This is a genomic window from Actinosynnema sp. ALI-1.44 (assembly GCF_001984155.1).
Taxonomy (GTDB): Bacteria; Actinomycetota; Actinomycetes; order Mycobacteriales; family Pseudonocardiaceae; genus Kibdelosporangium.
This window is the reverse complement of record NZ_MTQO01000050.1, coordinates 196985-221735: the sequence shown is the minus strand read 5'-3', so window position 1 is coordinate 221735 and position 24751 is coordinate 196985. Positions and strand designations below refer to the sequence as shown.

Below are 24751 nucleotides of genomic sequence, written 5' to 3'. Positions count from 1 at the left end.
GCACGAGCTGCCCACCGCCGTCAAAGGGGCGTCAGGCCGTGGTGATGGCGGCGAGGACATCCGTGCGAGCCGCCCGTCTCGCGGGCCACAGCGCGGCGAGCACGCCGACCACGACCATTCCCGCCAGCGCGGCGGCGATGATGCCGTAGGGCACGGAGAACTCCCACAACGACTGGCCCATCATGGCGTGCTGCATGACGGCCCCGAAGCCCACGCCGACGAGGATGCCGAGGACACCGCCGTAGGAGCAGATCACGACACTCTCGGCGCGGATCGCCCGGCGCACCAGCGTCCTGCCCGCCCCGACCGCGCGCAGGACACCGATCTCCCTCGTCCGCTCCATCACCGACAGGGCAAGCGTGTTGACCACACCGAAGGCCGCGATCACGATGGCCGCGCCGAACAACGCGTACATCAGCGCCATCAGCAGTTCGAAGCTCTCCGTGGCTTCCGCGATCACGCCTTCGCGATCGGTGACGACCACGTCCGGCCGGTCCTGGAACGCCGCCGCGATCCCCGCCCGTACCGCCGCGGGGTCGGCACCGGTGGCGTACACCGTGGTGACGGCGCCGTCCCTGAACTTAGCCGGTACCGTCGCCACGTCCACATAGAACAGTGGCCTGCCTTCCATCCCCTTGTGCAGCCCCACGATTGTGGTGGTGATCGACGTGGCTGGGTCGAGCACGAGCGTCACCTCGTCGCCCACCCGCGCGCCGATCATCGCCGCCTCGTTCTCGCCGACGACCGCGCCACGACGCACATCTCCCGTGCCCTCAAGGATTTCCGGCCGCACGACACCGTCGGGTTCGATGGCGGACATCGTGGTCGGGCTGGTCGAGCCGTTGTGCGTGACCTTGACGAAGGCGTAGCGGTCAGCGGACACGACGTCCACGCCTGGCACCGACTTCACCTTGCCCAGCACGTCCGTGCCGAGCGCGACCCGGTCCACCGGAGCAGTCACCACCGTCGCCGCGGCGGGAACCGTCGCCCTGATCGAGGAAGCGAGCATCGACGTGATCGACGAACCGAGCGTGGCGAACGCGCACACCAGCGCCAACCCGACCACCAACGACGACGTCGTGGCAGCGGTCCGCCGTGAGTCGCGCACGGAGTTGCGGATGCCCAGCCGCGCCGCCGGGCCGCCCCGGCGGCTCAGCAGCCGCCCGACCGGCCGGAGCACCGCGTCGGCCAATGCCGGGGCGAGCAGCAGAACCCCGAGCCAGATCGCGATCCCGCCGCCCATGTTCACGATCCGCTCGGTGGTCGACAAGTCGTTGCGCAACGTCAGCGCGATCGCGACGACACCCGCCGCGGCAGTGACCAGCCCGGCCACCGAACGCACCCGCAACGACCGTGGGGCAAAGGAACCGTCCGCCCGCAGCGCGGCGACCGGGGGCACCGCCGCGGCCCGCCGCGCCGACGCGTACGCCGAGATCATCGTGACCAGCACACCGGCCGCGTAGCCGATCAAAATCCCGGTGGGCGTGATCGTGAGCGAGATGGACGTGCCCTCGGGAGCGTTCACGACCAACCCGAGCAGGCCCAGTCCGATGCCCACGATGGCACCCAGCGTCGAGCCGACGAAGCCGAGCGCGCCCGCCTCGACCAGCACGGCACGGCGCACTTGGCGGCGAGTCGCCCCGATCGCACGCAGCAGCGCCAACTGCCGCGTCCGTTGCGTCACCAGCATCGCGAACGTGTTGGCGATGACGAACATGCCTGCCAGCAGGGACACCGCCGCGAAGCCGAGCAGGCCCTCCCGGCTCGACCGGGCCGACTCGTCCGCCCTGGCCCGCGCCTGCGCCGCGAGGTCCGCGCCGGTGTCGACCGTGCGGGTGGCGTGATCGAACAGGCCCCGCGCGGTGGACGCGATCGTGTCGACGTTCGCGCCGGGCCGCGCGGTCAGTTCGACCCGCGCGTAGCTGTCGCCCAGCACACCGGGATCGCCGAACGCGACCACGGGGTCCGGTTCGCCCAGCGACCTGTACGTGAACAGCCCGGCGACCACCATGTCGACCGAACGCCCGTCGGCCAGCAGGATCCGCGTCCGGTCGCCGACCTTGCGACCGGCTTCCCTCGCTTGGGGCTCGGCGAGGGCGACCTCGTCCTTGCCCGGTGCCCTGCCGTCCTTGAGGACGAACCGTTCCGAAGAGTCCCAGCCAGTACCGGCCTTGTCCGGGCGTGCCCGGACGAGCTTGCCGTTCGCGCCGACCACACCGGCGTACCCGGTCACCGACCCGGAAGCGCTTGCCACACCGGCAATAGCCGCCAACCGGTCCTTGTCGGCCACAGTGAGCTCAGGGGCGCCGTCGGCAATCCGCACCGACACGCCCACGTCCCCGCGAACGCCCTCGCCCCGCGAGGTCGCGGCGGCCGAGTCCGAGACGACCCACGTCGCCACGACGAACGCCACCCCCAGGGTGATGGCGACGAGGGTCATCGCGACCCTTCCCTTGTGCGCGAGCAGATCGCGCAGCATCGCGCGCTTCATCGGGCCACTGCCGTCTCGAGGTCCTTCATCCGGTCGAGGACGCGCTCGGCGGTGGGGGCAGCCAGTTCGCCGACCACCCGGCCGTCGGCGAGGAACAGCACTTGGTCGGCGTACGCGGCAGCCGACGGCTCGTGCGTCACCATCACGACGGTCTGGCCGAGGTGGTCCACGCTGCGCCGCAGGAACCCGAGGACGTCCGCGGAGGACTTGGAGTCCAGCGCACCGGTCGGCTCGTCGGCGAACACCACCTCCGGCTTGGTGATCAGCGCGCGGGCGCACGCGACTCGTTGCTGCTGCCCGCCGGATAGCTGGTTCGGCTTGTGCCCGAGCCGGTGCCGCAGGCCGACGCCGTCGATGACCGCGTCGGCGAAGGCCTGGTCCGGCCGCCGCCCGGCCAGGTCGAGCGGGAGCACGATGTTCTCCCACGCGGTCAGCGTCGGCAGCAGGTTGAACGCCTGGAACACGAAGCCGACGCGGTCACGCCGCAACGCGGTCAGCTGCGCGTCGGACAGCGACGACGTCTCCGTGTCGCCGATGAAGACCTGGCCGCTGGTCGGTTGGTCCAGACCCGCGAGGCAGTGCAGCAGCGTGGACTTGCCGGACCCGGACGGGCCCATGATGGCCGTGAACCGCTCGCGCGGGAAGGTGACTGTCACGTCGTCGAGCGCGACGACGCGCACGTCACCCGACGACCCCGAGCCGTACACTTTGGACAGATCGCGGCCGTGGACAGCCGGGCTGTTGGTGGATGTTCGCACCCCGTAGACGGTCCCGGAACCGGCCGCCCGGCACATCTGCCCCAGGCCAGATCTCGCGGCTCAGCCCCAGGGCTGACGCGTCACCCTGCCGTCAACCCCGGAGTTGACTGTGCAACCAATGTGGCCTTCGTAGCCAAAAACGCAACAAAGGCCACATTGGTTGCACAACTAGCCGCAGGTGCTTTGGGCGGGCAGGTCGCTACCGGGGTCGAAGTAGGTGGTGCGGTCCTTGCCGCGGCCGCCGTCCGGGTCCGAGCGCTGCTCGCTGACGGCGGGGGCGAGGTATCCGGCGCGCAGCGCCTCGCACCCCATGGAGTACGTGAAGCCCTGTGAGCGCACCGGCCAGATGCCCAGGCTGCTGGCGGCGTACTTGCCGGTCAGCACCGAGTAGTCGACGTCCCAGCGGTCGACGGCGACGATGTCCATCACGTCTCTGACCTTGTCCGGCTCGGGGGTGTCGAACGCGTACGCGAACACGAAGTTCGTGTGCACCACGAGTTCGCCCTGCCGGGTGCCCTGCTCGGCCCACATCCGGCCGCGCACCTTGGGTTCGGCGGGCAGCAGCTTCTGCCCGGTGGCCAGTCTGGTGGCGTACGCGTGCGCTTCGTTGGGGTCGGTGCCGAACACCGGTCGCATGTTCTTCTGCGAGTCCCTGGCCAGCAGCTTGAGGTACCGCTCGACGTCGTGCTGTTCGAGCACCGCCCGGTCGAGCCGTGACGTGATCACGGCCTGGCGCACCTTGGCGTAGGCGTCCGCGACCTGCTGCGTGGTGAACGGGCCGACGGCGCTCGCGACCGGGGCGACCACACCGGCTTCGCCGTCCTGCCAGTGCGCGGCCGGGGTGCCGGTGAACGGACGGGTGAGATCTACTTGAACCGGTGGCGCCGCAGCGGTAACGTCGACTGTTCTCGGCTCGGCCGTGCCCCGGACCTCGTTGAACGTCACGATCCCCGCGATCACCGCGGCGCCGACGCTGAGCATGGCGACCTTGGCGCGGTAGCGCTTGAGGAACGAGCGTGGTGCATCCGTGCCGTGTCGTGGGTCCTCGGGCATTTCTCCCTCGCGCGTGCTCGCGGAGAACAGGGGTGCCCGGCAGGCCCCGTGGACAGACACGTCGCAGTCGCGTCGCAGTCCACCCCGGACCTGGTGAGCCTAGCGTGGCCACGTTGCGTAAAACTAGTGGTTACGGGTAGTGGCCCGAATGCGCTGAGTCACAACGCGTGGTCGCTGGCTGCTGCTCGCGCCCGGACGTCACCCATTCGTAGGAGTGGGCATGCGCGTGAAGTCGTCTTCGCGCGGTTCGTAAACTCTGTCACCGTGACAGAGACAGCCATCCCCCAGGCAACTACCGATCTTCCGGCCGCGTTCGCGCCCGAGAAGGTAGAGGGACGGCTGTACCGGCGCTGGGTAGACGCGGGCTACTTCGAGGCGGACGCGACCTCGGACAAGCCCCCCTTCACCATCGTGCTGCCGCCACCCAACGTCACCGGCACCCTGCACATGGGGCACGCGCTGGACCACACGCTGATGGACGCGATGTCCCGGCGTCGCCGGATGCAGGGCTACGAAGTGCTGTGGCTGCCCGGCATGGACCACGCGGGCATCGCGACCCAGAACGTGGTGGAGCGCGCGCTCGCGGAGAAGGAAGGCAAGTCCCGGCACGACCTGGGCCGGGACGAGTTCGTCGCGCGCGTCTGGGAGTGGAAGGACGAGTACGGCGGCCGCATCCTCGACCAGATGCGCAAGCTCGGCGACGGCGTCGACTGGAGCCGTGAGCGCTTCACCATGGACGAGGGCCTGTCCAAAGCTGTGCAGACCGTCTTCAAGAAGATGTACGACGACGGTTTGATCTACCGCGCGGAACGGATCATCAACTGGTGCCCGCGCTGCCAGACCGCGCTGTCGGACATCGAGGTGGAGCACTCCGAGGACGAGGGCGAACTCGTCTCCATCCGCTACGGCGACGGCGACGAGTCGATCGTCGTGGCCACCACCCGCGCCGAGACCATGCTCGGCGACACCGCGGTGGCCGTGCACCCGGACGACGAGCGCTACCGGCACCTAGTCGGCAAGCAGATCCCGCTGCCGCTGACCGACCGCCGGATCCCGGTCGTCGCCGACGAGCACGTCGACCCGGAGTTCGGCACCGGCGCGGTGAAGGTGACCCCCGCGCACGACCCGAACGACTTCGAGATCGGCCAGCGGCACGACCTGCCGGCGATCACGATGATGGACGCGCGCGCCGTGGTCACCGTGAAGGGTCCGTTCGAAGGCCTCGACCGGTTCGAGGCCCGGCCCGCTGTGGTCGCCGCGCTGCGTGAGCTGGGCCGGATCGTCGCGGAGAAACGCCCCTACCTGCACTCCGTCGGGCACTGCTCGCGGTGCGACACGGTTGTGGAGCCGCGCCTGTCGATGCAGTGGTGGGTGAAGGTCGAGCCGCTGGCCCGCGCCGCCGGTGACGCCGTGCGCGACGGCCGCACGACCGTGCACCCACCGGAGTTGGCCAAGCGCTACTTCGACTGGGTCGACAACATGCACGACTGGACCATCTCCCGCCAGCTGTGGTGGGGGCACCGGATCCCGGTCTGGTACGGCCCGGACGACCAGGTCGTGTGCGTCGGCCCGGACGAGCAGCCGCCGTCCGGCGACGGCTGGACGCAGGACCCGGACGTGCTCGACACGTGGTTCTCCTCGGGCCTGTGGCCGATCTCCACGCTCGGCTGGCCGGACAAGACCGCGGACCTGGCGAAGTTCTACCCGACCAGCGTGCTGTGCACCGGCTACGACATCCTCTTCTTCTGGGTCGCCCGGATGATGATGTTCGGGCTGTACGCGATGGACGGCAAGCAGCCGTTCGACCAGCTCTACCTGCACGGCCTGATCCGCGACGCGCAGGGCAAGAAGATGTCCAAGTCACGCGGAAACGTGATCGACCCGCTGGAGTGGCTCGACCGCTACGGCGCGGACGCGCTGCGCTTCACCCTCGCCCGCGGCGCCAACCCCGGCAGCGACATGGCGCTGGCCGAGGAGTGGGCGTCCGGCTCGCGCAACTTCGTCACCAAGCTGTGGAACGCCAGCCGGTTCGCGTTGATGAACGGCGCGACGACCGCGATCCCGGTGCCGTCGCGCGACGCGCTCACCGACGCCGACCGCTGGATACTGGACCGCCTGGACGGTCTGGTGTCCGAAGTGGACGGCCTGCTGGACGACTTCCAGTTCGCCAAGGCGTGCGACGCGCTCTACCACTTCACGTGGGACGAGTTCTGCGACTGGTACCTGGAACTGGCGAAGGTCCAGATCGCCGAAGGGCGCACGGGCGCGACCCGCGCGGTGCTGGGACACGTGCTCGACGTGGTGCTCCGGCTGCTGCACCCGGTCATCCCGTTCGTCACCGAGGAGCTGTGGACCGCGCTGACCGGCGGCGAGTCGGTCGTGATCGCCGCGTGGCCGTCGACCAGCGGTGAAGCGGCGGACGCGGACGCGACGCGGCGGATCGAGGGCGTGCAGAAGCTGATCACCGAGATCCGCCGGTTCCGCAGCGACCAGGGCCTCAAGCCCGGCCAGAAGGTCAGTGCCCGGCTGGGTGGCCTCGACGCGGCGGGCCTCGCCGAGCACCGCAGCGCCGTGGCCGCCCTCGCCCGGCTGACCGCGCCGGAGGAGGGGTTCACCGCAGGCGCCTCGCTGGAGGTCGCCCTGCCCGGTGCGTCGTCGGTGGTGGTGGAGCTCGACCTGTCCGGCGCCGTGGACGTCGAGGCCGAACGCAAGCGCCTCACGAAGGACCTCGCGGTGGCGCAGAAGGAACTCGCCCAGTGCGAGGGCAAGCTGACCAACCCGAAGTTCACCGAGAAGGCCCCGGCCGACGTGGTCGACAAGATCAAGGTCCGGCGGGAGACCGCACTGGCCGACATCGACCGGATCAACGCCCGCCTCAGCGCGCTGCCCCCGGCGTAGACACCCTCCTCACCGGCCCGGCCGCCCCAGTCGTCGACTGGCGGCCGGGCCGGTGAGTGGAGGGATCGAGCGCACGTGCTCGCAGCAGCGGTTCTGGCAAGCTGAACGTATGCAGACCAACGAGAACACGAAGTCGGTCAAGTTCTCCCTGGAGAGGGTGTCGACCGTGCACTTCGTGCTTGTGGTGATGTCGGTTGCCGTCACGTACTTCTGGTTCTTGGCGGCGGGGTTTGCGGGAGACAGCCGCGTGATGCTGCCCTGGACGCTCCTGGCGCCGGTGATCGGTGCCGGTCTCGCGATCCCGCGGCGGAGATGGTCCGCACTGGCCGTCCATGGCGTGGTGTTCGCGCTGAACCTGGCGCTGCCCTTCCTTCTTTTGTTGGTCTAGGTGCGCCGCTGGAGCCGTGGTGAAACCGGTCAGCTGAGCTGCCCGGTGTTCAGCGAGATGATGAACGTCGTCCGGCCCGGCTGGCTCGACAGGTTCACCGTGCCGCCGTGCGCGCTGACGATCGAGTGCACGATCGACAGGCCGAGGCCGGTGCCGCCGCCGATCGTGCGGCTGCGGGAGTCATCGATCCGGTAGAACCTGTCGAAGATCCGGGCCTGGTGCTCCGGCAGGATCCCCGGGCCGGTGTCGGTCACGGTCACCACCGCGTCCTTGCTGACCTTCAGCTCCACGCTCGTTCCCGGCGGAGTGTGCCGGGCGATGTTCGCCAACAGGTTGTCCATGACCTGACGCAGCCGCATCGGGTCGCCGTGCACGTGTACCCGGCCGGGCGCGTCGAAGTCCAACGGGTAGTCCGGGTGCGCGGCGACGAAGGCCTGCGCGGCCGCCGACGCGATCTCGACCAGGTCACCGTCCTCCAGCCGCAGCGGGGTGTCCGCGTCCAGCCTGGCCAGCAGGAGCAGGTCGTCCACCAGGACACTCATCCGCTCGGTCTCCTCGCGGATCTTGGCCAGGTGCGCCTCGCGTTCGGCCGGTTCGTTCGCCGCCGCGTAGCGGAACAGGTCCGAGTACCCCCGGATCGACGTCAACGGCGTGCGCAGCTCGTGTGACGCGTCCGCGATGAACCGGCGCAGCCGCTGCTCCGCCGCCGTTCGCGCCGACAGCGAGGCGTCGATGTGGTCGAGCATCACGTTGAACGACGTCCGCAGTTCCTCCACCTCCGGGCCGCCGCCCACGCCCTTCGCCCGGACCGGCAGGTGGCTGGAGTCGGTCAGGTCATGGGAGGTGATGTCGTGCGCTGTGGACGCCATGTCGCTCAGCGGGCGCAGGCCACGGCGCAGCACGATCCTGCCCGCGACGACCAGAACCACCAGCGCCGCGCCGAACGCGCTGATCGACACGATCAGCAGCCACCGGACCGTGCTGTTCAACTCGGTGATGGGCGCCGCGCTGACCAGGATGTTCCCGCCGCTGATCTGGCACGCCCGCGCCCGGTACGGGCCCAGGTCCTGGATGAAGATCGTCTCGTAGGCGTGGTCCTCCCGGGTGCCGGACACCTTCCTGGCCAGCGCCACGAACTCGTCGATGTCCTGCGCGGGCGGCAGCCCGGTGTCGCCGACCTGCGAGATCGTGCCGTCCGCCGTGTTGTACACCAGCTGCTGCCACCGGTAGGGCGCTTTCGACTTGAAACGGCCGTACTTGGACTGTTCGGTCTGCGTGTTCTTCATCTGGTCGTCGAGCTGCCGCGCCAGGTAGTCACGCGTGCTGGTCACCAGCACTGTGCCGACGATCCCGAACACCACCAACGCCAGCACGCCCAGAGCGAGCGCGAGACGGGTGCCGAGCGGAGTCCGTTGCCAGCGGTTCATCCTGCTGGTCATCCGGCGGGCCGCCGCACGACGTAACCGACGCCGCGGACGGTGTGGATCAACGGCTCGCGGCCGTCGTCGATCTTGCGGCGCAGATGGGACACGACCAGTTCGACCACATTGGACCGGCCGCCGAAGTCGTACTCCCACACGTGGTCCAGGATCTGCGCCTTGGTCAGCACGGCGGGGGAGCGGCGCATCAGGTACCGCAGCAGCTCGAACTCCGTGGGCGTCAACGAAACCGGCTCGCCCGCGCGCCTGACCTCACGGGTGTCCTCGTCCATGGTCAGGTCCGCGACCTCCAGCACGGACCGCTTCCACGTCGGCCCGTTGCTGCGCCGCAGCACCGCGCGCAGCCTGGCCATCAACTCCTCCACCGAGAACGGCTTGACCAGGTAGTCGTCGCCGCCCCGGGTCAGCCCGGCGATGCGGTCGGCGGTCGCGTCCTTCGCGGTGAGGAACACCACCGGCACCATCGCGCCGCTGGAACGCAGCCCGTCCAGCACCGTGAAACCGTCCACGTCGGGCAGCATCAGGTCCAGTACGACGATGTCCGGGCCGAAACTCGCCGCCTGGCGCAGCGCCTCCTCGCCCGTGCCCGCGGTGACCGCGTTCCAGCCCTCGTAACGGGCGACCGTCGCGACGAGGTCGGCGATGTGCGGCTCGTCGTCGACGACCAGCAGCCGCACCGGGCTTTTCTTGTTCACCTGTTCATGGTGCGCCACGCGCGCGCGTGCAGCGAGGCGGCCGGGCCGCCGATAGGAGATCGACAGGTTCACAACAGCGACGGCACAGGTTCGTTCACCAAGCTCGGTGGCATGACGACCCTGTCACTCACTCGGCCGCGGGTGCTCGCGCGCACCGGCCTGTACGCCGTGCTGGGCGCGAACGTCGCGCTCGTCGCGGTGCTGTATGCCGACGCGGGCCCGTCGGCCGATCCGTTGATCTCGATCGGCCGCCTGTTCGGCATGTACGGCGCGCTGCTGATGGCTTTCCAGCTCGTGCTCGTCGCCCGGCTGCCGTGGCTGGACCGGCGGCTGGGCATGGACCGGTTGACCGGCCTGCACCGCTGGACCGGTTTCGGCGTGCTGTGGCTGCTGGTCGGGCACCTGGTGTTCATCGTCTTCGGGTACGCCGCCCTGTCCGGCAGTGGTCCGGTCGGCGAGTTGGTGACATTGGCCGAGACGACCGAGGGAGTGCTGCGGGCGATCGTCGCGTTCGTGCTGATCATGGCCGTCGGTGCGGTGTCGGCCAGGGTCGCCCGGCGCAGACTGGCCTACGAGACCTGGCACTTCATCCACCTGTACACGTACCTCGCGGTCATCCTGGCGTTCTCGCACCAGATCCTGTCCGGTTCGTCCTTCGTGGACTCCCCGTTCGCCCGCGCCTACTGGTGGGCGCTGTGGGGCGGTGCGCTCGGTGCCGTGGTGCTCGGCCGCGTGGTTCTGCCGCTGTGGCGCAACTCCCGGCACCGGCTGCGGGTGGCCGCGGTCGTCCCCGAGTCGGACCAGGTCGTGTCGGTGTACATCACCGGACGCGACCTCGACCGGTTGCCCGCCAAGGCCGGTCAGTTCTTCATCTGGCGCTTCCTGACCAAGGGCCGTTGGTGGGCGGCGAACCCGTTCTCGCTGTCCGCCGCACCCGACGGCAAGTCGTTGCGGCTCACCGCGAAAGCACTCGGTGGTGGCAGCGCGTCGCTGCGTCACGTCAAGCCGGGGACGCGGGTGTTCGCCGAAGGACCCTACGGCGCGTTCACCACCATGCACCAGACGAGACAGAACGCGTTGCTGGTCGCCGGAGGTGTCGGTGTCACGCCGATCCGCGCGCTGCTGGAGGACATCCGTGGCCACGTCGTCGTGCTGTACCGCGTGAACAACCAGGACGACGCGGTGCTGCTGCGGGAACTGTCCGACCTGGCCCGTGCCCGGGGTGCCGTGCTGCACCTGCTGACCGGGCCGGTCACCGCCCGCGACGCGTACGGCAACCAACTGCTCAGCGCGGGCAATGTCCGTGGCCTGGTCGCAGATGTCACCGATCGCGACGTGTTCGTGTGCGGACCGCCACCGATGACCGCCGCGGTCACGCGTTCCCTGCGCGAGCTGGGTGTGCCCCGCGAGCAGATCCACGCCGAACGTTTCAGCCTGGCCAGTTGAGAGGAACCCCGGACCATGCGCAGAGCGATACCCGCCATCCTGCTGACCGCCGCCGGATTCGCGTTCGTGTGGCAGTACGAGCCGACCACGTCCGCACAGGCGGCGCTCCCACCCGCTGACACAGTCCCGTCCCTGCCCGCCCCGTCTGGCGGCACCACGGCGCCGAGGACCGTCGACGGCTCGGCCGAACGCAACAAACACGGCGTCGTCCAGGTCCAGGTGGTGTTCACCGGCGACCGGATCACCGACGTCAGATTCCTCCAGCTGCCCAGCTCCGGACCGTCCAGAATGGCCGGTCCCCGGCTGGTCCAGGAAACGCTCAGCGCGCAGAGCACGGCGATCGACACGGTGTCCGGCGCCACCATGACCAGCCAGTCCTACATCGCCTCCCTGCAGGCAGCGATCGACGCGAAGGGCGCATGATGACTTTCACCGCTGTACGCCAGCTGATGGGCCTGCCGGTCTCCTTGGACCTGCGCGACGGCACCGAGGACGACGCCGAACGCGTCTTCGCCTGGCTGCACGAGGTCGACCTGCGGTTCAGCCCGTTCCGGATGGACAGCGAGGTGACCCGCTACGACGAGGGCCGGATCGGCGCCGACGGGATCAGCGACGACCTGCGGCACGTCCTCGCGCTGTGCCAGGCGTACGAGGACCAGTCCGGCGGCGCGTTCAAGGCCAAGCTCCCCGGCCGTGGCCTCGACCCGAACGCGGTCGTGAAGGGCTGGGCCGTGCAGCGGGCCGCCGAGATGCTGCGTGCCGCCGGGGTGACCAGGTTCTGCATCAACGCCGGTGGGGACGTGGTCACAGCCGGTGAACCGGCCGACGGCGAGCCGTGGCGGGTTGGCATCCGTCACCCCGACGACAGCCACGAGGTGTGCGCGGTCGTGGCCGTGCGCGACGGCGCCATGGCCACGTCAGCGGCCTACGAGCGCGGTAACCACATCATCGACGGGCGCACGGGCATGCCCGCGTTCGGCCTGCTCAGCATGACGGTTTTCGCCTTCGACCTGGCCACCGCCGACGCGACCGCGACGGCCGCGTTCGCGATGGGCGTCGACGGCGTGGAATGGGCGGTCGAGCAGCCGGGCTGCCTCGTGCACGCGGTCGACTCGAACTACCGGGTGTTCCGGTCCCCGCAGCTGCCGGTCCTGACATAGGGGCCGCGAGCACCGCACTAGACTCGGTCGACGTGACCGATCCCGACGCGCTGCAGGTTCTCCGTGAAGTCGAAGCGGAGCTCGACACCCGCTGGCCGGAGACCAAGATCGCGCCGTCGCTCGAGCGGATCAAGGCGCTGATGGACGTACTGGGCAACCCCCAGCAGGGCTACCCCGTGCTGCACGTCACCGGTACCAACGGCAAGACGTCCACCACCCGCATGATCGACGCGCTGCTGACCAGGATCGGCCTGCGGGTCGGCCGGTTCACCAGCCCGCACCTGCAGCTGGTGACCGAGCGGATCGCGATCGACGGCGCCCCGATCAGCCCGGAGCAGTACGTCGCGACCTTCCGCGACCTGGAGCCGTACGTGTCCATGGTGGACGACGCGGGCGACGTCAGGATGAGCAAGTTCGAGGTGCTCGCCGGGATGGCGTACGCGGCGTTCGCCGAGGCGCCGGTCGAGGCCGCGGTGGTGGAGGTCGGGCTCGGCGGCGGCTGGGACGCGACCAACGTCGTCGACGCCGAGATCGCCGTGATCGGCCCGGTCGCCGTCGACCACGTCGACTACCTCGGCCCGGACATCACCGGCATCGCGCGGGAGAAGGCCGGGATCATCAAGCCGGGGTCGATCGCGCTGCTCGCCGAGCAGCGGCCCGAGGTGACGCAGGTCCTGCTGGAGCGGGTGGCCGAGGTGGACGCCACGGTGGCCCGCCAGGGTTCGGAGTTCGCGGTGCTCAACCGGGACATCGCGGTCGGCGGGCAAGTGCTGACGCTGCAAGGCCTCGGTGGCGTGTACGACGACATCTTCCTGCCGCTGCACGGCGCGCACCAGGCCGACAACGCGGCCCGCGCGCTCGCCGCCGTCGAGGCGTTCTTCGGCGCGGGTGCCGACCGGCAGCTCGACGTGGAAGCGGTCCGGCAAGGCTTCGCCTCGGTCGTCGTGCCCGGCAGACTCGAGCGGATGCGTTCCGCGCCAAGCGTTTTCATCGACGCCGCGCACAACCCGCACGGCGCGGCCGCGCTGGCGTCGGCGTTGGAGGACGAGTTCGCGTTCCGGCGGCTGATCGGGGTCGTCGGCATGATGGCCGACAAGGACGCCAAGGGAATCCTCGAAGCGCTCGAACCGGCGGTGACCGACATCATCCTGACGCGCACCACCTCGCCGCGCGCCATGGACGTCGACGAGCTGGCCAGCATCGCGCGGGACATCTTCGGCGACGAGCGGATCGTGGTCGAACCGCGACTGGACACCGCGCTGGAGACGGCGGTGCAGCTGGTGGAAGAGGTCGGCGACCCGAACGAACCGCTGGCCGGCGGCGGGATCGTGGTCACCGGGTCGGTGGTCACCGCGGGCGAGGCCAGGACACTCTTCGGGAAGGTCCCCGCATGACGGCTCCCAATCCCATGAAGGGCTTCCGCGGTGTGATGGCGGGCGCCCTCATCATCGAGGCGATCGTCGTCGCGCTGGCGCTGCTCGTGGTGCACCGCACCGGCGGCGGGCTCGCGTCGTGGAAGGGCCTGCTGGTCGGCGGGATCGTGCTCGGCCTGATCGTCACCTGCGGCCTGCTGCGGCACAAGTGGTCGATGTACGTCGTGCTCGCGCTGCAGCTGGTCATGCTCGGCAGCTTCTTCGCGGTGCCGGAACTCGGCGTGCTGGGGCTGATCTTCGGTCTGGTGTGGACGTACCTGTTCTGGCTGCGCCGCGACGTGGCCAAGCGAATGGCAGAGGGACGTCTGCCAAGTCAGCAAGAGCGTTAACGTTCCGTTCTCCTGCCCGGGATACAACGCCCCACATGGACAGAAGAACAGTACTTCGTGCCGGTGCGGCCAGCGCCGGACTGCTTGTCGCCGGAGCGCTTCCGGCAGGAGCGGTATTACGCCGTGACCGTCCGGTTCTCACACACGGTGTGCAGACGGGTGACGTGACCACGGACGGTGCCCTGGTCTGGACCAGGGCGGACCGTCCGTCGCGGATGCTGGTCGAGGTCTCCCACGACCCGTCGTTCCGTTACGCGCGACGCCTGCGTGGCCCCGTGCTCACCCCCGACACCGACGGCACGGGAAAACTCCGTGTGAGTGGCGTCCTGCCTGGCTGTGAGACGTATTACCGCGTGCGCGCCGAGGATCTCGACGGCAGGACCACGAGCGAACCGTTGACCGGGAGCTTCCGCACCGCTCCGCTCGGTTACTCCGACGTGCGGTTCGCGTGGTCGGGTGACGTCGCCGGGCAGGGCTGGGGCATCAACCCGGACATCGGCGGCATGCCGGGATTCGGCGCGATCGCCGACCGCAAGCCGGACTTCTTCCTGCACAGCGGCGACACCGTCTACTCCGACGGCCCGATGGTCGAGAAGGTCACGCTGCCCGACGGCAGGGTGTGGCGCAACATCGTCACGCCGGAGAAGAGCAAGGTCGCCGAGACGCTGGCGGAGTACCGCGGCCAGTTCGCGTACAACATGCTCGATGCCAACGTCCGCAGGCTGGCGGCGTCGGTGCCCGTCATCGCGCAGTGGGACGACCACGAGGTAATCAACAACTGGTACCCCGGCGAGATCCTGGACCTGCCGCAGTACACCGAGAAGCGCGTGGACGTGCTGGCGCAGCGCGCTTTCCAGGCGTTCCACGAATGGCAGCCGGTCGACAAGACCCGCGCGGTCGACGGCCGCGTGTACCGCAGCTTCCGCTTCGGCCGCCGCGTGGAGCTGTTCGTGCTGGACATGCGGACATACAAGGACAAGAACACCGCGCCCAAGGACGGCGTCGGCCAGATCCTCGGCGCCCGCCAGGCCCGCTGGCTGGTCGACTCGCTGGCCCGCAGCCAGGCGACGTGGAAGATCGTCGCGGCGGACCTGCCGATCGGCCTGACGGTGCCGGACGGCGACGGCATCGAAGGCGTGGCCAACAGCCTGCCCGGCAAACCCGGCGGCCGCGAGCACGAGATCGCGTGGGTGCTGCGCACCCTGGCGCAGCGACGCGTGCGCAACGTCGTCTGGCTGACCGCCGACGTGCACTACACCGCCGCGCACCACTACTCCCCGGACCGGGCGGCGGTCGGCGACTTCGACCCGTTCTGGGAGTTCGTGTCCGGCCCGCTGCACGCGGGCGCGTTCGGCCCGAACACGCTGGACCCGACGTTCGGCCCGGTCGCGGAGTTCGTGCACGCCCCGCCTGCCGCGAACACCTCGCCGCTGCTGGGCTACCAGCACTTCGGCGAGGTCGCGGTGGACGGTCGCAGCGGCGAGCTGACCGTGTGGCTGCGCGACGGCCGCGGCACCTCGCTGTGGACCAAGACGTTGCGGCCCGGACGCGACCGTTAGTCTGCTGGCATCTCTGTGAAAACCCGCACGAAGGAGTACGGACCGCTGTGAGCGAGCGCACCCTTGTCCTGGTCAAGCCCGACGGTGTGAGCCGCGGCCTGGTCGGAGAGGTCATCTCCCGGATCGAGCGCAAGGGCCTGAGCCTGGTCGCGCTCGAGCTCAAGCACGTGAGCAAGGAGCTGGCCGAGCAGCACTACGCCGAGCACAAGGAGCGGCCGTTCTTCGGCTCGCTCGTCGAGTTCATCACCGGCGGCCCGGTCGTCGCGATCGTGGTCGAGGGCGTGCGCGCGATCCCCGCGTTCCGCCAGCTCGCTGGGGGCACCGATCCCGTCGAGAAGGCCGTGCCCGGCAGCATCCGCGGCGACTTCGGCACCGAGGTGCAGTACAACCTGGTGCACGGCTCGGACTCGGCCGACTCGGCCAAGCGCGAGATCGACCTCTGGTTCCCGAACCTCTGAGGCCCACCACGAGTGCGTGCGAACGGCTGTTCGCACGCACTCCGCTTGACACCACTTCGTCAAGCCCATGGTTACTTCACCAAATCCAGTTGTCCACAACCCGCCGGTAGCCCTTCGACCAGCCCATATCACCGGTAGACTGGAGCAGGGACGCCCCCCGGGTTGGGTGGGGGACTGTCAAGGTCGGTCGTTGAGAATGTGGCCTCAGAGACTGCGAAGATCTGGGCCAGAGCGCGTGGTGAGTATGCCCATGCCCAGCCCCAATCAGCACCGGTCTGATCGGCTGTGCCCGGCGCAGAGCTGGGTGCGCGATCCGAACCCAGTCACTGCCCGCAACCGCGGCCCAAGGTGGCCGCGCGCCAACGAGCTCGCGCGCAAGCGCAGAGGTGGGCTTCGGGGGTGTCTCCTGCCCGTCGGCCTGGGCGAAGCCAACCACGGTCTGTCCAGAGGTCGGCCTACGACAACCGGCGCCAGCGACAGCGGTACCGATCCTCTTGACAGTCCGTGGTTCCCTGGGGCAGGTCGACGGGCAGGAGGCGCCCGCGCCCTGAAACCCCAGGTCATAAAAACATGCGCCGGGAAGAACATGGCGCGAAGACCTCCTGCCCCGAGGTCTGCTCCCGGCGAGGGCCCTTCTTTTCACCCGGGGGACACCGCGGCATGACCGTCACCGTGCCCCAGGGCATAGATGTCCGAACCACCGGGGCACAGAGGGGAAAAGAAGCCCTCGCCGGGAGGCAGGCCACCGAAAGGGAAAGGGTCAGGTCGGCTTCAGCGCCGGGTCGTGGCGCAGTGCCCCGGGGGTCAGGGGCGCGGTTTCTCCCTTCCGTACGGCCTGCCAGAGGCAACCACACGCGTCAAGAGGTCCGTTGCGCTGTCGTCGGGGCTGGTTGTGCTGGCGGACCTCTGGACACGTGTGGTTGGGCCGCGCCCAGGCCATACGGAAGGGACAAACCCCGAAGCACCACCCTGTGCAGGCTGCACACTCCACACCAACCCAGGCCGAGACCCGACAAACAAGACCGGTAAACGACGGCGACCTTGATGAAGCCTGCCGGGTGGGGGCTGTCCTGTGAGGTGGAAGCGGGTAATCCACCCGCCGTTTGTCGGTGGTGGCGGTTAAGGTGCCCTGGTGTCTGTTGATCCTCTGGTCCTGGCCGAGGGGCTGACCAAACGGTTTGGGGACTTCGAGGCTGTCGCCGGCATCGACATCGAGGTGCGCAAGGGCGAGGCGTTCGGGTTCCTGGGTCCCAACGGTGCGGGCAAGTCGTCCACCATGCGGATGGTCGCGTGTGTCTCGCCGCGGTCCGGCGGCGAGTTGCGTGTGCTGGGGATGGACCCGACCGTGGAAGGGCCCAAGATCCGCGCCCGGCTCGGCGTCGTGCCGCAGCAGGACAACCTCGACAACGAGCTGACTGTCCGGCAGAACCTCCAGGTGTACGGGCGGTACTTCGGGCTGTCCCGCAAACACGTCCGTGACAAGGCGGCCGAGTTGCTGGAGTTCGCGCAGCTGGCCGACCGCGCCGACGACGAGGTCGAACCGTTGTCCGGCGGGATGAAGCGGCGCCTGACCATCGCCAGGTCCCTGGTCAACGACCCCGAGTTGCTGCTGCTCGACGAGCCGACGACCGGCCTGGACCCGCAGGCCCGGCACCTGTTGTGGGACCGGTTGTTCCGGCTCAAGCAGCAGGGGGTCACGCTGATCGTGACCACGCACTACATGGACGAGGCGGAGCAGCTGTGCGACCGGCTCGTGGTGATGGACAAGGGCAGGATCGCCGCCGAGGGCAGTCCCAGTCAGCTGATCGACCGCTACTCCACCAAGGAGGTCCTCGAACTGCGGTTCCCGCCGGGCGAGCAGGACCCCGAGCCGGTGCGGGATCTCGGCGAGCGCGTGGAGGTCCTGCCGGACCGGGTCCTGGTCTACACCACCGACGGCGAGGCGGCGCTGGCCGCGGCGCACACCAGGGGAGTGACGCCGGTGTCCAGCCTGGTTCGCCGCTCCACGCTCGAGGACGTGTTCCTGCGCCTGACTGGCCGGACGTTGGTGGACTGATGCTGCGCCCTTGGCAGGCCCGGCTGCTGGTGGTCGAGTCGATGTGGACCTGGTACCGCCGCAACTGGCGGGCGACGGTCTTCTCGTCCCTGCTCAGCCCGGTTTTCTTCCTGGTGGCCATGGGGTTCGGGCTCGGCTCGCAGATCCAGCCCGGCGGGCTCACCCACGGCTACAGCTACGTCGTCTACCTGATGCCCGCGATGCTGGCCGCCGCGGCGATCCAGAACGCGGCGGGCGAGTCGACGTTCCCGATCCTCTCGGGCTTCAAGTGGAGCCGCGTGTACTGGGGCATGACGGCGACACCGATCACCCCGGCCCAGGTCGCCACCGGTCAGCTGCTGTGGATCCTGGGCAGGTTGACGTTCTCGCTGACCGTGTTCGCGATCATCGGCACCGCGCTCGGCGCGGCGGCCGGGCCGGGCATCGTCCTGTCGCTCGTGTTCGCCGTGCTGACCGGGATGGCGTTCGCCGCGCCGCTGGTCGCGTTCGCCGCGACCGTCGAGGGCGAGGGGGACAAGTTCAACCCGGTGTTCCGGTTCATCGTGCTGCCGATGACGCTGCTGGCGGGCACGTTCTACCCGGTCAGCGAACTCCCCGCGGTCGTGCGCCCGCTCGCGTGGATCACCCCGCTGTGGCACGGCACCGAGCTCACCCGTGCCGCCGCTTTCTGGAACTTCGAACTCTGGCCGGTGCTCGGGCATGTGGCGTACCTGCTCGCGCTGTCCGCCGTCGGGTGGTTCCTGACGGTCCGGTATTTCCGACGCAGGCTGGAGGTCTAGCGGTGAGTGTCGGACTTGTCTGGCGGGTGTTGCCTCCCGGGTTGTACGCGCGTCGCGCCCGTGCGGTCATCGAGCGTTCGTACCTGGTCAACCGCCGCGCGTGGATGACCGTTCTCTCCGGCTTCTTCGAGTCGTTCTTCTACCTGTTCGCGATGGGCATCGGGTTCAGCCGCCTGATCGGCGACGTGGTCGGGCCGGGCGGCCAGACCATGAGTTACGCGGCGTATGTCGCGCCCGCGCTGCTGGCCGCGTCGGCGATGAACGGAGCCGTGTACGACTCCACGTTCAACATCTTCTTCAAACTCAAGTACGCCAAGGTTTACGACGGCATGCTCGCCACTCCGCTCGGCCCGTTCGACGTGGCGATCGGCGAGGTCTCGTGGGCGCTGATCCGCGGCGCGATCTACGCGACCGGCTTCCTGACCGTGATCTCCGTCGTCGGCCTGACGTCCTCGCCGTGGACGATCCTGGCGCTGCCGGTGGTGCTGCTCGTGGCGTTGGCGTTCGCCGCGGTCGGCATGGCGTGCACGACGTTCATGCGGTCCTGGCAGGACTTCGACCTCGTGCAACTGGCGCTGCTGCCGATGTTCCTGTTCTCCGCGACCTTCTACCCGTTGAGCGTCTACCCGGAGGGTCTGCAGTGGATCGTGCGGCTCTCCCCGCTGTACCACGCGGTGGAGCTGATGCGAGGGCTCACCGCGGGCGTCCTGGAATGGGCGATGCTCGGGCACTTGGCGTACTTCGTGGTGATGGCCGTCGTCGGGCTGCTCGTGGCGGGTCGTCGGTTGGGGAAGCTGTTGCTGAGTTAGGTGACGTCCCGGCGCAGGGACGTGCCGAACGCGAGCACAGCGGCAACGGCGACGTAGCCGAGCAGGACGAGCGCGCCGAGCGGGGCGGACAACAGGTGCGGCGTGGATATGCCGCTCTGTGAGACGGCTTGGGCGACGTAGGTGAACCCGGTCAGGCCCGCGCTGGCGCCGCCGGGCAGGAACGGGTAGACCGCGTTCACGCCGGGGATCAGCAGCAGGAGCGTTTCGCCCATGTAGAAGTAACCACCCAGCACCACAAGCGCGGTCACCTGGTTGCGCAGCAACGCTCCGAACGCCACGCCGAGCAACGTGTACACGGTCATCATGGCGACCAGTCGGACCAGAAAGCCGACGACGTCGCTTGTCGGCAACCCAAGGCTGACGCCGTGCACCGACGCGGCGACGACAAGCCCGGCTCCCGCGACCACCGCCACGATGACCCCGTACGCGAGCCCGGCCAAGGCGTAGACGCTGAGCTTCGCCGCCAAGACCGTGCCGCGTCGGGGCGCGAACAGGTACGTGAACGTGATCGTCTGGTGCCGGTACTCGGCTGTCACGGCCGTCGTACCCAGCAGTGCCGGGACGAACGCCAGCAGGCCGGCCATGCCCAGCAGCATCTGTGTGCCCGCCGCGGTGGCCAGGCCGGGCATCGGCGGGTCGAAGTTCTCCGGGCCGACCATCGCCAGCAGGAACACCAGTCCGCCCGTGGCCAGCGCGCCGAGCAGGCCCCACAGCCACAGCCGGGTGCTGGACAGCCGCCGTGCCTCGGCGCTCATCAACGCGGTCGCCGTGGTCACTCTGGTCATGGTGGTCATGGTGGTCATGCGGTGGCTCCGGCTCCGGTGAGTGCGAGGTAGGTCTGTTCGAGGGTGCCGTGCCTGGTCACTTCCGTGAGGGGGCCCGCCGTGACCAGACGGCCGCGGCTGATGATCACCACGTGGTCCACCATCTGCTCGGCTTCGCTCAGCACGTGGCTGGAGACCAGGACCGTGCGCCCCTGCTCGGCCAGGTCACGCAGGAACCGGCGCAGCCATGCGATGCCTTCCGGGTCGAGACCGTTGCTGGGCTCGTCGAGGATCAGCACCCTCGGGTCGCCGAGCAACGCCGTCGCCAGGTTCAGGCGTTGCCGCATTCCGGTGGACAGGCCCCGCGCCTGGCGGTGCGCGTATGAGGTGGCGCCGACCAGGTCGAGTACCTCGGCCACTCGTGAGTCCGGGTAGCCGCCCATCCGTGCGTACACGCGGAGGTGGTCGCGGCATGTGCGGCCCGGGTGGAAGGCGGACTTGTCCAGCACGGCTCCGACCGTGCCGGACGGGTTCGGCAGGTCCGCGTATCGCCTTTCACCGATGGTCGCGGTACCGGCGGTCGGTGTGACCAGCCCGAGGATCATCCGCAGCGTCGTGGTCTTGCCCGCTCCGTTCGGCCCGAGGAACCCCGTCACCGCGCCCGGCTCGACGTCGAAGCTGAGGTCTTCGACCGCCGTCACCGCACTGGATGCCGTGCCGAACACCTTGCGGAGCTGTCGTACTCGGATCATCTCCACCCCCTGATTGAGGACTTGTATCTGTAGTAGTTCATGTATAACAGATAGTCGCTGTAGGTAGCATGCCGGTCATGGAGCTGACACTGGACCTGGACAGCGATGTGCCGATCTACCAGCAGATCCGCGACCGGATCCTGGAAGCGATCGCTTACGGCGTGCTCAAGGAGGGCGACCCGCTGCCGTCGACCAGGCAGCTGGCGTCGGACTTCGGGATCAACTTCCTGACCGTGAGCAAGGCGTACGACCAGCTCAAACAGCAGGGCGTGATCCGGATCAACCGCAAGAGCGGCGCCGTGGTGCGCAGGGACCCGAACACCGGCCCGCCGGAGCCGGGCTTCATCGACGACTGGGACAGCCGGATGCGAGTCATCCTCGCCGAAGCGGCCGTCCAGGGCTTCACCCGGTCCGACCTGGTCAAACGCGTCAAGGTGCTGCTGGATCAGTACGAGGGCGTGCACCCGTGACCGGGCCGGCAGCCCTGCTGGTGGTCGTCCTGCTGACCGGGCTGGCCCTCGCCGTGCCGGTGCTGATGCGCCCGACGCTGCCGTTCGGTGTGCAGGTCGCGGCGGTCCGCGCGGCGGACCCGGCGGTCCGGGGCGTCCGCCGCGTCTACCTGCTCCGGGTGGCGGCCGTCTCGGCGATCGCCGTGCTCGTCTGCGTCGTCGCGTACGACGACGCCGTCGTCGTCGGGATTTTCGCCAACGGGCTGGTGATCGCCCACATCGCCTGTTACGCGCTCGCGCACCGGCGGCTGCGAGCGATCAAGCGCGCCGAGTGGTGGCAGGCCGAACACCGCTATGGCGTGACCGTGGACACCACGTTCCGCACCGATCCCGTCCGAGTACCGCTGTTGTGGCTGTTGCCCGCGGTGGTGGTGCTGGTGGTTGCCATGGTCCTGGGTCGTCGGGGTGACGTGATCCCGATGGTGGTGATCACTGTGCTCGTGCCGCTCGCGGTCCGGGTGAGCGTGCGTGCCCGGCCCGACCTGGACGCCGCCCAGCCCGTCGGCTCCGCGCGCAGATACCGGGTCTACCTGCGTGGCACCGCCCGGCTGATGATGCTGCTGGTCGCGGCGATGAACCTGACGATCCTGCTGGACGGCACCCCGGGCTGGGAAGCGGTGGCGGTCGTGCCGACAGCCGCTGTCGTCATCGTGTTCGTCGGGTGGTCGACTTGGGCGGGTCAAGCCGGGCATCGCCTGCCCGCGATGCCCGGTGAGGAACACGAGGACAGCGGGTTGACGCAACGCGACGACGACCGGCGCTGGCGCCTGGGCGGACTCGTCTACGTCAACCGGCAGGATTCCGCCGTCTTCGTGCACAAACGCGTCGGCATCGGCTGGACGATGAACCTCGGCCACCCCGTGGCGTGGGCGGTGCTCGCCGCGCTCGCTCTGACCGGCGTGCTGGCGGGTTTCGGCGTCATCGAACTCCCTCGTCGGGGGTGATGCTCTCCGGGCCGCTACCCTGGTTCCCTGTGAGTGTCGAGTCCGTTTTCCCGAAGCTGGAGTCGCTGCTGCCCCAGGTGGCCAAGCCGGTGCAGTACGTCGGCGGTGAGCTCAACGCGACGGTGAAGGACTGGGATTCCGCCACAGTCCGCTGGGCGCTGATGTACCCCGACGCCTACGAGGTGGGCCTGCCCAACCAGGGCGTGATGATCCTCTACGAGATCCTCAACGAGCTGCCGGACGTGCTGGCCGAACGCACGTACTCGGTCTGGCCGGACCTCGAGAAGCTGATGCGAGAGCACGGCGTGCCCCAGTTCACCGTCGACGGGCACCGCCCGGTGGGCGCGTTCGACATGCTCGGTGTGAGCTTCGCGACCGAGCTGGGCTACACGAACCTGCTGACCGCGCTGGACCTCGCCGGCATCCCGCTGCGCGCGGCCGACCGCACCGAGGACCACCCGGTGGTGCTGGCCGGTGGGCACTCGGCGTTCAACCCGGAGCCGATGGCCGACTACCTCGACGCGGTGGTCCTCGGCGACGGCGAGGAAGCCGTGCTGGACATCACCGAGGTCATCCGGCGCTGGAAGGGCGAAGGGCGGCCCGGGGGCCGGATCGAGCTGCTGACCAGGCTCGCCGAACGCGGCAACGTCTACATCCCGCGCTTCTACGACGTGGGCTACACGCCTGAGGGCGAGCTCGCGTACACCCGCCCCAACCGCGACCGCGTGCCCGAGCGGGTGGCCAAGCGCACGACGATGGACCTCGACGCGTGGCCGTACCCGAAGCAGCCGCTGGTGCCGCTGGCCGAGAGCGTGCACGAGCGGATGAGCGTCGAGATCTTCCGCGGTTGCACCCGCGGCTGCCGGTTCTGCCAGGCGGGCATGATCACGCGGCCGGTGCGCGAGCGTTCCATCGAGGGCATCGGCGAGATGGTCCGCAAGGGGCTGGACGCGAGCGGGTTCGAGGAAGTCGGCCTGCTGTCGTTGTCCAGCGCGGACCACTCGGAGATCGCGCAGGTGACCAAGGGTCTCGCGGACCGCTACGAAGGCACGAACACCGGGCTGTCGCTGCCGAGCACCCGCGTCGACGCGTTCAACGTGGATCTCGCGAACGAGCTGTCGCGCAACGGAAGGCGATCCGGCCTGACGTTCGCGCCGGAAGGCGGCAGTGAACGGATCCGGCGCGTGATCAACAAGATGGTGTCCGAAGAGGACCTGATCCGCACGGTGTCGACGGCGTTCGCCAACGGCTGGCGCCAGGTGAAGCTGTACTTCATGTGCGGGCTGCCGACCGAGACCGACGAGGACGTGCTGCAGATCGCGCACATGGCCAAGGAAGTCATCCGCGCGGGCCGGAAAGCGGCCGGGCGCAACGACATCCGCTGCACCATCTCGATCGGCGGGTTCGTGCCCAAGCCGCACACCCCGTTCCAGTGGGCGGCGCAGTGCGATCCGGACACAGTGGACAACCGGCTGCGCAAGCTGCGCGCGGAGATCAACTCGGACCGAAGCCTGGCCCGCAACATCGGAATGCGGTACCACGACGGCAAACCGAGCCTGATCGAAGGACTGCTGTCCCGGGGCGACCGGCGAGTCGGCCGCGTGATCGAACGCGTCTGGCGCGAAGGAGGCCGCTTCGACGGCTGGGGCGAGCACTTCTCGTTCGACCGGTGGGTCGACGCGGCCAAGGCGGAGCTGGAACCGCTGGGCGTCGACCTCGACTGGTTCACCACGCGCGAACGCGGCGAGACGGAGGTCCTGCCGTGGGACCACCTGGACTCCGGCCTGGACCGCCAGTGGCTCTGGGACGACTGGCAGGACGCGCTGGACGAGCAGGAACTCGACGACTGCCGCTGGACCCCGTGCTTCGACTGCGGTGTCTGCCCGACCATGGGAACGACCATCGAGGTCGGGCCGACCGGCAAGAAACTCCTGCCGCTGACCCCGGTCTGACCGGCGGCGACGACACAGGGCGGGCTCCACGCGGAGCCCGCCCTGTCGCTTGTCGGCA

At 69.3% G+C, this 24751-nt stretch carries 21 protein-coding genes and 1 pseudogene; 15 read left to right on the top strand and 7 right to left on the bottom strand.

The window, feature by feature from the left end; translation table 11 throughout:
• Window positions 1-31: 31 nt before the first annotated feature.
• From ALI144C_RS33445 to ALI144C_RS33435, 3 genes are all read right to left on the bottom strand, one after another.
• Window positions 32-2491 (bottom strand): ABC transporter permease, encoded by a 2460-nt coding sequence (locus ALI144C_RS33445; protein WP_076991199.1) that lies wholly within the window; start codon window positions 2489-2491, stop codon window positions 32-34.
• Window positions 2488-3285 (bottom strand): ABC transporter ATP-binding protein, encoded by a 798-nt coding sequence (locus tag ALI144C_RS33440; protein ID WP_083753612.1) that lies wholly within the window; start codon window positions 3283-3285, stop codon window positions 2488-2490. Before ALI144C_RS33440 ends, ALI144C_RS33445 begins: the two co-directional genes overlap by 4 nt.
• Before the next feature lie 132 nt (window positions 3286-3417).
• Window positions 3418-4302, bottom strand: a complete 885-nt coding sequence (locus ALI144C_RS33435) for a hypothetical protein (protein ID WP_076991198.1) — start codon at window positions 4300-4302, stop codon at window positions 3418-3420.
• Window positions 4303-4566: 264 nt separating this feature from the next.
• Between ALI144C_RS33435 and ALI144C_RS33430 the strand changes: the two genes are divergently transcribed.
• Window positions 4567-7200, top strand: a complete 2634-nt coding sequence (locus ALI144C_RS33430) for a valine--tRNA ligase (protein ID WP_076991197.1) — start codon at window positions 4567-4569, stop codon at window positions 7198-7200.
• Between the two features lie 109 nt (window positions 7201-7309).
• Window positions 7310-7588: a hypothetical protein gene (locus ALI144C_RS33425; RefSeq protein WP_076991196.1), complete on the top strand. Its 279-nt coding sequence runs from the start codon at window positions 7310-7312 to the stop codon at window positions 7586-7588.
• 29 nt (window positions 7589-7617) lie between these two features.
• Here ALI144C_RS33425 and ALI144C_RS33420 read toward each other — a convergent pair whose 3' ends face one another.
• Complete coding sequence (locus ALI144C_RS33420) at window positions 7618-9027, bottom strand: sensor histidine kinase (RefSeq protein WP_076991195.1); 1410 nt, start codon at window positions 9025-9027, stop codon at window positions 7618-7620.
• Window positions 9024-9722: a response regulator transcription factor gene (locus tag ALI144C_RS33415; protein WP_076991194.1), complete on the bottom strand. Its 699-nt coding sequence runs from the start codon at window positions 9720-9722 to the stop codon at window positions 9024-9026. The genes ALI144C_RS33420 and ALI144C_RS33415 overlap by 4 nt, the downstream gene beginning before the upstream one ends.
• Before the next feature lie 111 nt (window positions 9723-9833).
• On the opposite strand from ALI144C_RS33415, the gene ALI144C_RS33410 reads away from it, so the two are divergent.
• The 10 genes from ALI144C_RS33410 (at window position 9834) to ALI144C_RS33365 (ending at window position 19751) form a co-directional block, all read left to right on the top strand.
• A complete protein-coding gene (locus ALI144C_RS33410) occupies window positions 9834-11168 on the top strand; it encodes a ferredoxin reductase family protein (protein ID WP_076991520.1) in 1335 nt (444 codons plus the stop codon).
• A gap of 15 nt (window positions 11169-11183) precedes the next feature.
• Entirely contained in the window at window positions 11184-11591 is a 408-nt protein-coding gene (locus tag ALI144C_RS33405) for an FMN-binding protein (RefSeq protein WP_076991193.1), read from the top strand.
• Window positions 11591-12328 (top strand): FAD:protein FMN transferase, encoded by a 738-nt coding sequence (locus ALI144C_RS33400; protein WP_076991192.1) that lies wholly within the window; start codon window positions 11591-11593, stop codon window positions 12326-12328. Before ALI144C_RS33405 ends, ALI144C_RS33400 begins: the two co-directional genes overlap by 1 nt.
• On the top strand, window positions 12238-13722 hold the full coding sequence (gene folC / locus ALI144C_RS33395) for a bifunctional tetrahydrofolate synthase/dihydrofolate synthase (protein ID WP_083753611.1): 1485 nt from the start codon (window positions 12238-12240) through the stop codon (window positions 13720-13722). The genes ALI144C_RS33400 and folC overlap by 91 nt, the downstream gene beginning before the upstream one ends.
• Window positions 13719-14090, top strand: a complete 372-nt coding sequence (locus ALI144C_RS33390; RefSeq protein ID WP_076991190.1) for a DUF4233 domain-containing protein — start codon at window positions 13719-13721, stop codon at window positions 14088-14090. Before folC ends, ALI144C_RS33390 begins: the two co-directional genes overlap by 4 nt.
• A 35-nt stretch (window positions 14091-14125) precedes the next feature.
• Window positions 14126-15649, top strand: coding sequence for an alkaline phosphatase D family protein (locus ALI144C_RS33385; RefSeq protein ID WP_076991189.1), 1524 nt, complete (start codon window positions 14126-14128; stop codon window positions 15647-15649).
• A 47-nt stretch (window positions 15650-15696) separates the two neighbouring features.
• Window positions 15697-16107, top strand: a complete 411-nt coding sequence (gene ndk / locus ALI144C_RS33380; protein ID WP_076991188.1) for a nucleoside-diphosphate kinase — start codon at window positions 15697-15699, stop codon at window positions 16105-16107.
• Window positions 16108-17239: 1132 nt separating this feature from the next.
• Window positions 17240-18163, top strand: coding sequence for an ABC transporter ATP-binding protein (locus tag ALI144C_RS33375; RefSeq protein ID WP_441297583.1), 924 nt, complete (start codon window positions 17240-17242; stop codon window positions 18161-18163).
• Window positions 18163-18942: an ABC transporter permease gene (locus ALI144C_RS33370; RefSeq protein ID WP_076991186.1), complete on the top strand. Its 780-nt coding sequence runs from the start codon at window positions 18163-18165 to the stop codon at window positions 18940-18942. The genes ALI144C_RS33375 and ALI144C_RS33370 overlap by 1 nt, the downstream gene beginning before the upstream one ends.
• 2 nt (window positions 18943-18944) lie before the next feature.
• The gene (locus ALI144C_RS33365; RefSeq protein ID WP_237774442.1) at window positions 18945-19751 is read left to right on the top strand and encodes an ABC transporter permease; all 807 of its coding nucleotides are present in this window, start codon (window positions 18945-18947) and stop codon (window positions 19749-19751) included.
• Here the strand turns inward: ALI144C_RS33365 and ALI144C_RS33360 are convergent.
• Window positions 19748-20557, bottom strand: coding sequence for an ABC transporter permease subunit (locus ALI144C_RS33360; RefSeq protein ID WP_076991519.1), 810 nt, complete (start codon window positions 20555-20557; stop codon window positions 19748-19750). The two genes, ALI144C_RS33365 and ALI144C_RS33360, sit on opposite strands and share 4 nt — an antisense overlap.
• Before the next feature lie 71 nt (window positions 20558-20628).
• Window positions 20629-21288 (bottom strand): annotated as a pseudogene (locus tag ALI144C_RS33355) (ABC transporter ATP-binding protein); the annotation flags it as partial.
• Window positions 21289-21365: 77 nt separating this feature from the next.
• Here ALI144C_RS33355 and ALI144C_RS33350 point away from each other — a divergent pair.
• The 3 genes from ALI144C_RS33350 to ALI144C_RS33340 are packed head-to-tail and all read left to right on the top strand — an operon-like array spanning window position 21366 to window position 24693.
• Window positions 21366-21758 carry a GntR family transcriptional regulator gene (locus tag ALI144C_RS33350; protein ID WP_076991518.1) on the top strand — a complete coding sequence of 131 codons (393 nt, stop codon included), beginning with the start codon at window positions 21366-21368 and terminating at the stop codon, window positions 21756-21758.
• Window positions 21755-22741, top strand: a complete 987-nt coding sequence (locus ALI144C_RS33345; protein WP_076991184.1) for a DUF5808 domain-containing protein — start codon at window positions 21755-21757, stop codon at window positions 22739-22741. Before ALI144C_RS33350 ends, ALI144C_RS33345 begins: the two co-directional genes overlap by 4 nt.
• Window positions 22742-22770: 29 nt before the next feature.
• Window positions 22771-24693, top strand: coding sequence for a TIGR03960 family B12-binding radical SAM protein (locus ALI144C_RS33340; protein ID WP_076991183.1), 1923 nt, complete (start codon window positions 22771-22773; stop codon window positions 24691-24693).
• Window positions 24694-24751 lie beyond the last annotated feature (58 nt).

Bases quoted from the DNA above. Each gene is read 5' to 3' on its own strand.
- ALI144C_RS33420 (WP_076991195.1), bottom strand. From the start codon at position 9,027: ATGACCAGCAGGATGAACCGCTGGCAACGGACTCCGCTCGGCACCCGT.
- ALI144C_RS33385 (WP_076991189.1), top strand. From the start codon at position 14,126: ATGGACAGAAGAACAGTACTTCGTGCCGGTGCGGCCAGCGCCGGACTG.
- folC (WP_083753611.1), top strand. From the start codon at position 12,238: ATGGGCGGTCGAGCAGCCGGGCTGCCTCGTGCACGCGGTCGACTCGAA.
- ALI144C_RS33350 (WP_076991518.1), top strand. From the start codon at position 21,366: ATGGAGCTGACACTGGACCTGGACAGCGATGTGCCGATCTACCAGCAG.
- ALI144C_RS33405 (WP_076991193.1), top strand. From the start codon at position 11,184: ATGCGCAGAGCGATACCCGCCATCCTGCTGACCGCCGCCGGATTCGCG.
- ALI144C_RS33440 (WP_083753612.1), bottom strand. From the start codon at position 3,285: ATGTGCCGGGCGGCCGGTTCCGGGACCGTCTACGGGGTGCGAACATCC.
- ALI144C_RS33390 (WP_076991190.1), top strand. From the start codon at position 13,719: ATGACGGCTCCCAATCCCATGAAGGGCTTCCGCGGTGTGATGGCGGGC.
- ALI144C_RS33370 (WP_076991186.1), top strand. From the start codon at position 18,163: ATGCTGCGCCCTTGGCAGGCCCGGCTGCTGGTGGTCGAGTCGATGTGG.
- ALI144C_RS33435 (WP_076991198.1), bottom strand. From the start codon at position 4,302: ATGCCCGAGGACCCACGACACGGCACGGATGCACCACGCTCGTTCCTC.
- ALI144C_RS33410 (WP_076991520.1), top strand. From the start codon at position 9,834: ATGACGACCCTGTCACTCACTCGGCCGCGGGTGCTCGCGCGCACCGGC.
- ALI144C_RS33400 (WP_076991192.1), top strand. From the start codon at position 11,591: ATGACTTTCACCGCTGTACGCCAGCTGATGGGCCTGCCGGTCTCCTTG.
- ALI144C_RS33425 (WP_076991196.1), top strand. From the start codon at position 7,310: ATGCAGACCAACGAGAACACGAAGTCGGTCAAGTTCTCCCTGGAGAGG.
- ALI144C_RS33445 (WP_076991199.1), bottom strand. From the start codon at position 2,491: ATGAAGCGCGCGATGCTGCGCGATCTGCTCGCGCACAAGGGAAGGGTC.
- ALI144C_RS33360 (WP_076991519.1), bottom strand. From the start codon at position 20,557: ATGACCAGAGTGACCACGGCGACCGCGTTGATGAGCGCCGAGGCACGG.